Source organism: Chamaesiphon polymorphus CCALA 037, assembly GCF_003003845.1.
Lineage (GTDB): Bacteria > Cyanobacteriota > Cyanobacteriia > Cyanobacteriales > Chamaesiphonaceae > Chamaesiphon > Chamaesiphon polymorphus.
The window spans coordinates 1-5,531 of sequence record NZ_PVWO01000399.1 but is presented as its reverse complement, the minus strand read 5'-3'; the positions used below and the strand labels follow the sequence as shown (position 1 = coordinate 5,531).

Below are 5,531 nucleotides of genomic sequence, written 5' to 3'. Positions count from 1 at the left end.
AACGCTTTAAATTCTCCAACTCTCCAGTTCCGTGACAAAACTTTATGCAGTTTATTATTTCCCCACCTACCTACTTATCTCTAGAAGAAGCCGATCGACTGCAACGTTTACTGAGTCAGATTTTGCTCTATTCCAAACCGCAAACACTCGATCGCTCCGAGATCGAGCTAAACAGCTTGATTGTGGAAACTTTAAACACTTTGCAAAATACGCCTGTGGCTTCAGATAAACAGCTTCAGTTTGTGGCAAATACTGTGCCGATAAGTGTATTAGCAGATAAAGATAAATTGAAGCAGGTATTAATTAATTTAGTCACCAATGCTTGTGAAGCGATAAGTCCAGGCGATGTTGTGAGTATTAAGATTGAAGCAAGTGAAACTTATCGAGTTTGCATTCAAATTCATAATGGTGGTACGCCGATTCCTGCTGATATTTTGCCACAATTAACCAAGCCGTTTTTTACAACTAAAGCAAGTGGTACGGGTTTGGGTTTAGCGATCGTCAAACGGATTGTCGAGGCTCATGATGGGGAGTTTAGAATTGAGTCGGGGGCGAAGATTGGATCGATCATCACAGTCCAACTGCCAACGATGTTGCCCTAGAAATACCCGATCGATCTTCATCTATCAACCCCAATCGGAGCAAATATGGCCTCAGACTCGAACTTTGTTGAATACGTCTGCGATTGCCTCAATGGAGCGGGGCAAGTCTCATTCAAAAAAATGTTTGGTGAATATGCGATCTACTGCAACGGGAAAGTTGTCGCGCTGGTTTGCGATAACCAACTGTTTGTCAAGCCGACTGCGGCTGGTAGATCTGCGATGCTCCAAGGGAGCCGCTACGCGATCGATAGTATCGTAGAAGCACCCCCTTATCCAGGCGCGAAACCATACTTCCTCATTGGCGAACAGCTTGACGATCGAGAGTGGCTGTCGAATCTGATTCGATTAACAGCAAACGAGCTTCCGGCTCCGAAACCAAAGAAACCAAAATCAAAACAGGCAAAAATATGAAATTTGGATATACGATCGTCTACGTCCCCTCAGTTGCCGATACCCTAACCTTTTACAAGGAGGCATTTGGCTTGGAAACGCGCTTTTTGCATGAGTCTGGTCAGTATGGGGAGTTGAATACGGGTGAAACGGTGCTGGCTTTTGCCTCGCATAGTATGGGTGAAATGAATCTTGACGGACACTATCAAAAACTCGACCTCAATGCTCCACCGTTCGGAGTTGAATTGGCATTTGTCACCGATGACGTAGCATCATCCTCTGCCAAGGCGGTTGCCGCTGGTGCGATCGTAGTCAAGGAGCCGACTACAAAGCCTTGGGGTCAAGTGGTTGCCTACGTTCGGGCGATCGAAGGTTCGTTAATCGAACTCTGCTCCCCGATCGGCGGCTAACAACCTCACTATAATCATGGTATTAAAGCATTAATATGTCGCCGCACGAGGTATTGTTGTTGCTCTGCCGAGAACTGTTCGGGGCAGATGACAACTCCAGTACCGATACCATCCACTAGCGCGATTAGGGCATTGGCTTCGGTGGTTAGATCGAGATCGGCTCGGATCGAATTGGCTGTTTGTAAATCAGCCAATTCTTGATAAATAATCTGCCGTAAGCAGTCATAGCGTTTTCGATGTTCTCGCACTAGTTGTTCGCGCCCGATCGAATAACCCAAAAACGCCATCCAAACTTTCCAATCGTCTCTGTCAATTTCCTTCAACGGTAGAGCGACAAAAATCATCTGCTCTAGCCTGTCAATCCCTTGCCGTCCTTTGGCACACGCTTTCATGTCGTCTCTGACGTTTTCAAACACGCGTTCTAGGGCAAATAGAATTAGTTCTTCTTTATCTCGAAAGTAGTGGGTGATTACCCCTGTCGAAGAGCCAAGTTCTTGAGCGATCGCCCGCATACTGGTGCGATCCAATCCTTCGCGCACGATCGTCCGCCATGCCGCTCGAACGATTTCTATCCGGCGTTCGCGTAGCGTCCTCGAAGAGGAATCGTCATAATTCATAACTTTCCTCGGCTTACCTACTATTACACCCAAATGGAGTCCGCCATGATTCGACCGATCTCGCCTGATGAAACAACCGCAGCGATCGCTTTGGCTGAGGCAACTGGTCTGTTCCAGCCCCACGAGACGGAGGTACTCGCTCAAATGCTATCCGAACACTTCGACGGCAAAACCGACAGCCAAGACCTATGGCTTACCGATGATGATGACGGATTGGTGGGAATCGCGTATGTCGCACCAGAGCGAATGACCGAGGGGACGTGGAATCTATATCTGATTGGTATCCATCCCGATCGTCAGCGGCAAGGGCGCGGTGCGGCACTATTAGCCCATATCGAACAGATGTTGGCCGAGCGCAGTGCGCGCGTGCTGCTGGTGGAAACATCGGGAACGGACAGCTTCGAGTACGTTCGAGCATTTTATTGCAACAGTGGTTACGACGAGGAAGCACGAATCCGTGAATTCTATGCAGCAGGGGTTGACAAAATTGTTTTCCGTAAAGCCCTAATCGCTCCCAGAAAATAACCTTGCGGATACAATTAGCTTAGGTTTAGAGATTGTCACAATACAACTGCCACAGTTACCCCTCTTTTGTCACTCCAGGAAAGGTAAAAAATAAAAATATCTTCAATCAAGCGATCTAGAGCTTAATTACTAACAGTTTCAATTTTCACCACCCCCAATTCTAAAATGTTAGAAATTAGCTCTCAAAGTCCAGACAGTAAGCGATATTCGATCGAAAGCAAATTCAAGCCTCTGGCGAGAGTGACAAAAGAGGGGTATTTGTGACTCAGGGCTAATACGACAACCATTCACATCACTTGAATCGTTCAAAGTATCCTTGTCCTCGGATGCTGAGAAATTGCTGAGATTTAACTGAGGAGATTCTCACAATAAATTCAGGAAATTAATAGTCTAAGTTTATAGAGATTTCAGTTAAAATAAATGGCCGCACATATCCTATTAATTGAAGATGAAATCAGACTCGCCCGATTTATTGAATTAGAATTGGAGAGCGAGGGCTATCGCGTCAGCGTGGTGCATGACGGCATGTTAGGATTAAATTTGGCACGGGATTCCGAGCCGGATTTAGCGATTTTGGATTGGATGTTACCTGGTTTGACAGGGATAGAAATCTGTCAACGATGGCGATCGATGGGAATTAAAACTCCAGTGATTTTATTGACGGCTAGAGATGAATCTGGCGATCGAACCACAGGTTTAGCTGCTGGAGCTAATGACTATATGGTTAAACCTTTTAGCATGGAAGAGTTGTTAGCCAGAATCGATTTACATCTCCAGCATCCACAGAAATATGTAACCACGGGAAAGCAACGCTAGAAATTATTGTCACCATTACGATGATAAAGTTGCAACCTGAGTTTTTGATGAGAAACAGATTAAGAATTTATCAGGATAATCGATCGAGTTTCTCAGCCAATGTTTAGACCAAAATCATTCACCGCAGAGCCAATCGGGCAATACTGGTAGCAGAGTTAAATGCTGTCGTACCGTTGCTTCAACTATGTACCAGAAATCTAAGCCAACACTGATCGTAGGAGGTGGTTTTGTAGGGTTATTTACCGCCCTACATCTGAGTCACCAGCAATACCAACACCCGATCGTTCTCATCGAACCCAAAGAGCGTTTTAGTTTCAAACCCCTCCTCTACGAACTCCTCAGCGGCGAACTCCAAGCTAAACAAGTTCATCCCCGCTATACCGACTTACTAACCGGATCGGGAGTGACGATCGTTCAAGACACGGCGGTGGAGATCGATCTCCATCACCAGCGGGTGGTATTAGCTTCGGGACGAGATTACGATTACGATCGCCTCGTGCTGGCATTGGGCAGCCAGACCAAATACTTTAATACTCCAGGGGCGGCAGAATACGCACTCCCGATGACATCTGGAACCGAGGCAATCGCCTTACGCGATCGGTTGCAAGCGCGATTGCGGCAAGCCATTCAGACCCCCGATCCCCAGCAACGTTGCCCGTTACTGACGGTGGCAATTATTGGTGCGGGGCCAGCGGGAATCGAATTAGCGTGTACTCTAGGCGATCTTTTGCCCCTCTGGTATGAAGATCTCGGTGGCGATATCGACGAGGTGCGGGTAATACTGATTAACCGCAGTGGTGAATTGCTCAAAGGCGATATCAATAGCAGATTGCGAGCGACCGCCGCGCGATCGCTCAAGCAGCGAGGAGTTCAATTGCTATTCGATACATCAGTTACCGCCATTTACCCCGATGCGATCGACTGTAAAAAGGGCGATCGTACCTTTTCCATCAAAGCTGGCACCATTGTCTGGACAGCCGGAACTGCGCCCCATCCTTTACTCCGAGAATTGGCTGTTAACGAGCCGGAACATCGCGATCGTCAGGGACGCTTATTAGTAACCCCGACTTTGCAACTGCCTGGTTTTCCAGAAGTATTTGCGGCTGGAGATTGTGCTACCAACCATGCAGAACCCCAACCGCCAACCGCTCAAGTAGCCTATCAGCAAGGTAAAGCGATCGCCCACAACCTCCAAGCACTTGCCGAGCGTAAAACCCTACTCCCAGCCACTGTTAATCTGCGCGGCACCTTGATGAAATTGGGGCTAAATGAAAGTGTTGCCAACCTCTTCGACAAGTTCAAGATCGAGGGTCAACCAGGACACCTCGTTCGCACGGGTACCTATCTAGAATTACTGCCCCATCTGCGCCACAACCTCAAAGTTACTGCCGATTGGCTCACCGATGAAATCTTTCAACGTCACCGCCCCGTTCGCTCCCAACGGCTGGGTCAAACCCCCTGGCTCTCTGGCATGGCGACGATCGCAACCGGACTAGTCATCGCTACTCCTCTAGTCTGGCGTGCCGCTCAACCGACTCAGTTTCAGCAACAAATGAATTCAACTGGGATGCCAGCTTTAATCGATCGGATGGCACCCACAAAGTAAAGCCGATATTTCGATCGAATTTAGAGAGAAAAAGATTCCCCCAAAATACTCTGACTTCTCCCTTTTAATCCTAAATTCAAAATCTAAAATTACCATGAAAACCATTTACAACCTCAACACTGCTGTTGCTGTCAATCGCATCACACTAGGCGTTTTCTTCTTTATCTCTGGCATTTCTAACTATATTAACTTCAGCATTAAAGATGGCTTCTATCAAACAGTACTCACCCAAAAACTCCAATTGTGGGGGCCGTTCCCCGCTGGCTGGCAAGGGGTTGGCCCGTTACCTGCAATTATTGCCGTTCCCTATGGTTGGTTATTGCCATTAGCCGAAATTCTGTTAGGAGCGTTGTTTGCGATGAATTTCTGGATCGAGTGGACGGGTTTATTGCTAATCTTGATGACCTTGAGTATCATCCTTGCATTTGGGTTCGTCCCTGCGGGTACTTTGTTTCCTAACGCAGCGGAAAGTTTTAACAAGAATATCTGGCTCTTCATTACTTAGTATGCAAAACTAATAATTGTAATGCCAATTAAGCAGGCATCTATTTCTGAAGTTATCGAA

Annotated in this window: 6 protein-coding genes and 2 pseudogenes; 7 read left to right on the top strand and 1 reads right to left on the bottom strand. The window is 47.1% G+C overall.

The genetic code is table 11. The features are described 5' to 3' along the window. Positions 1-44: 44 nt before the first annotated feature. Genes C7B77_RS22820 through C7B77_RS22810 form a run of 3 tightly spaced genes read left to right on the top strand, consistent with a single transcriptional unit; the run spans position 45 to position 1,402 of the window. Entirely contained in the window at positions 45-602 is a 558-nt protein-coding gene (locus tag C7B77_RS22820) for a sensor histidine kinase (RefSeq protein WP_106310314.1), read from the top strand. Between the two features lie 45 nt (positions 603-647). Then, positions 648-1,013 (top strand): TfoX/Sxy family protein, encoded by a 366-nt coding sequence (locus C7B77_RS22815; RefSeq protein WP_106310311.1) that lies wholly within the window; start codon positions 648-650, stop codon positions 1,011-1,013. Beyond that, positions 1,010-1,402, top strand: a complete 393-nt coding sequence (locus C7B77_RS22810; protein WP_106310308.1) for a VOC family protein — start codon at positions 1,010-1,012, stop codon at positions 1,400-1,402. Before C7B77_RS22815 ends, C7B77_RS22810 begins: the two co-directional genes overlap by 4 nt. Before the next feature lie 14 nt (positions 1,403-1,416). Here the strand turns inward: C7B77_RS22810 and C7B77_RS22805 are convergent, their stop codons facing one another. Continuing rightward, complete coding sequence (locus C7B77_RS22805; protein ID WP_106310305.1) at positions 1,417-2,019, bottom strand: TetR/AcrR family transcriptional regulator; 603 nt, start codon at positions 2,017-2,019, stop codon at positions 1,417-1,419. Between the two features lie 45 nt (positions 2,020-2,064). Here C7B77_RS22805 and C7B77_RS22800 point away from each other — a divergent pair, with 45 nt between their 5' ends. The 4 genes and pseudogenes from C7B77_RS22800 to C7B77_RS22785 form a co-directional block, all read left to right on the top strand. Further along, positions 2,065-2,544 (top strand): GNAT family N-acetyltransferase, encoded by a 480-nt coding sequence (locus C7B77_RS22800; protein WP_106310302.1) that lies wholly within the window; start codon positions 2,065-2,067, stop codon positions 2,542-2,544. Positions 2,545-2,964: 420 nt separating this feature from the next. Then, positions 2,965-3,333: pseudogene (locus C7B77_RS22795) on the top strand (response regulator transcription factor); the annotation flags it as partial. A 211-nt stretch (positions 3,334-3,544) separates the two neighbouring features. Next, positions 3,545-4,966: an NAD(P)/FAD-dependent oxidoreductase gene (locus C7B77_RS22790; RefSeq protein WP_106310296.1), complete on the top strand. Its 1,422-nt coding sequence runs from the start codon at positions 3,545-3,547 to the stop codon at positions 4,964-4,966. A gap of 94 nt (positions 4,967-5,060) precedes the next feature. Beyond that, positions 5,061-5,468 (top strand): annotated as a pseudogene (locus C7B77_RS22785) (MauE/DoxX family redox-associated membrane protein); the annotation flags it as partial. Positions 5,469-5,531 lie beyond the last annotated feature (63 nt).

What these genes read in the sequence shown, in the direction of transcription:
- C7B77_RS22820 (WP_106310314.1), top strand. Translation starts at nt 45, where the DNA reads ATGCAGTTTATTATTTCCCCACCTACCTACTTATCTCTAGAAGAAGCC.
- C7B77_RS22815 (WP_106310311.1), top strand. Translation starts at nt 648, where the DNA reads ATGGCCTCAGACTCGAACTTTGTTGAATACGTCTGCGATTGCCTCAAT.
- C7B77_RS22810 (WP_106310308.1), top strand. Translation starts at nt 1,010, where the DNA reads ATGAAATTTGGATATACGATCGTCTACGTCCCCTCAGTTGCCGATACC.
- C7B77_RS22805 (WP_106310305.1), bottom strand. Translation starts at nt 2,019, where the DNA reads ATGAATTATGACGATTCCTCTTCGAGGACGCTACGCGAACGCCGGATA.
- C7B77_RS22800 (WP_106310302.1), top strand. Translation starts at nt 2,065, where the DNA reads ATGATTCGACCGATCTCGCCTGATGAAACAACCGCAGCGATCGCTTTG.
- C7B77_RS22790 (WP_106310296.1), top strand. Translation starts at nt 3,545, where the DNA reads ATGTACCAGAAATCTAAGCCAACACTGATCGTAGGAGGTGGTTTTGTA.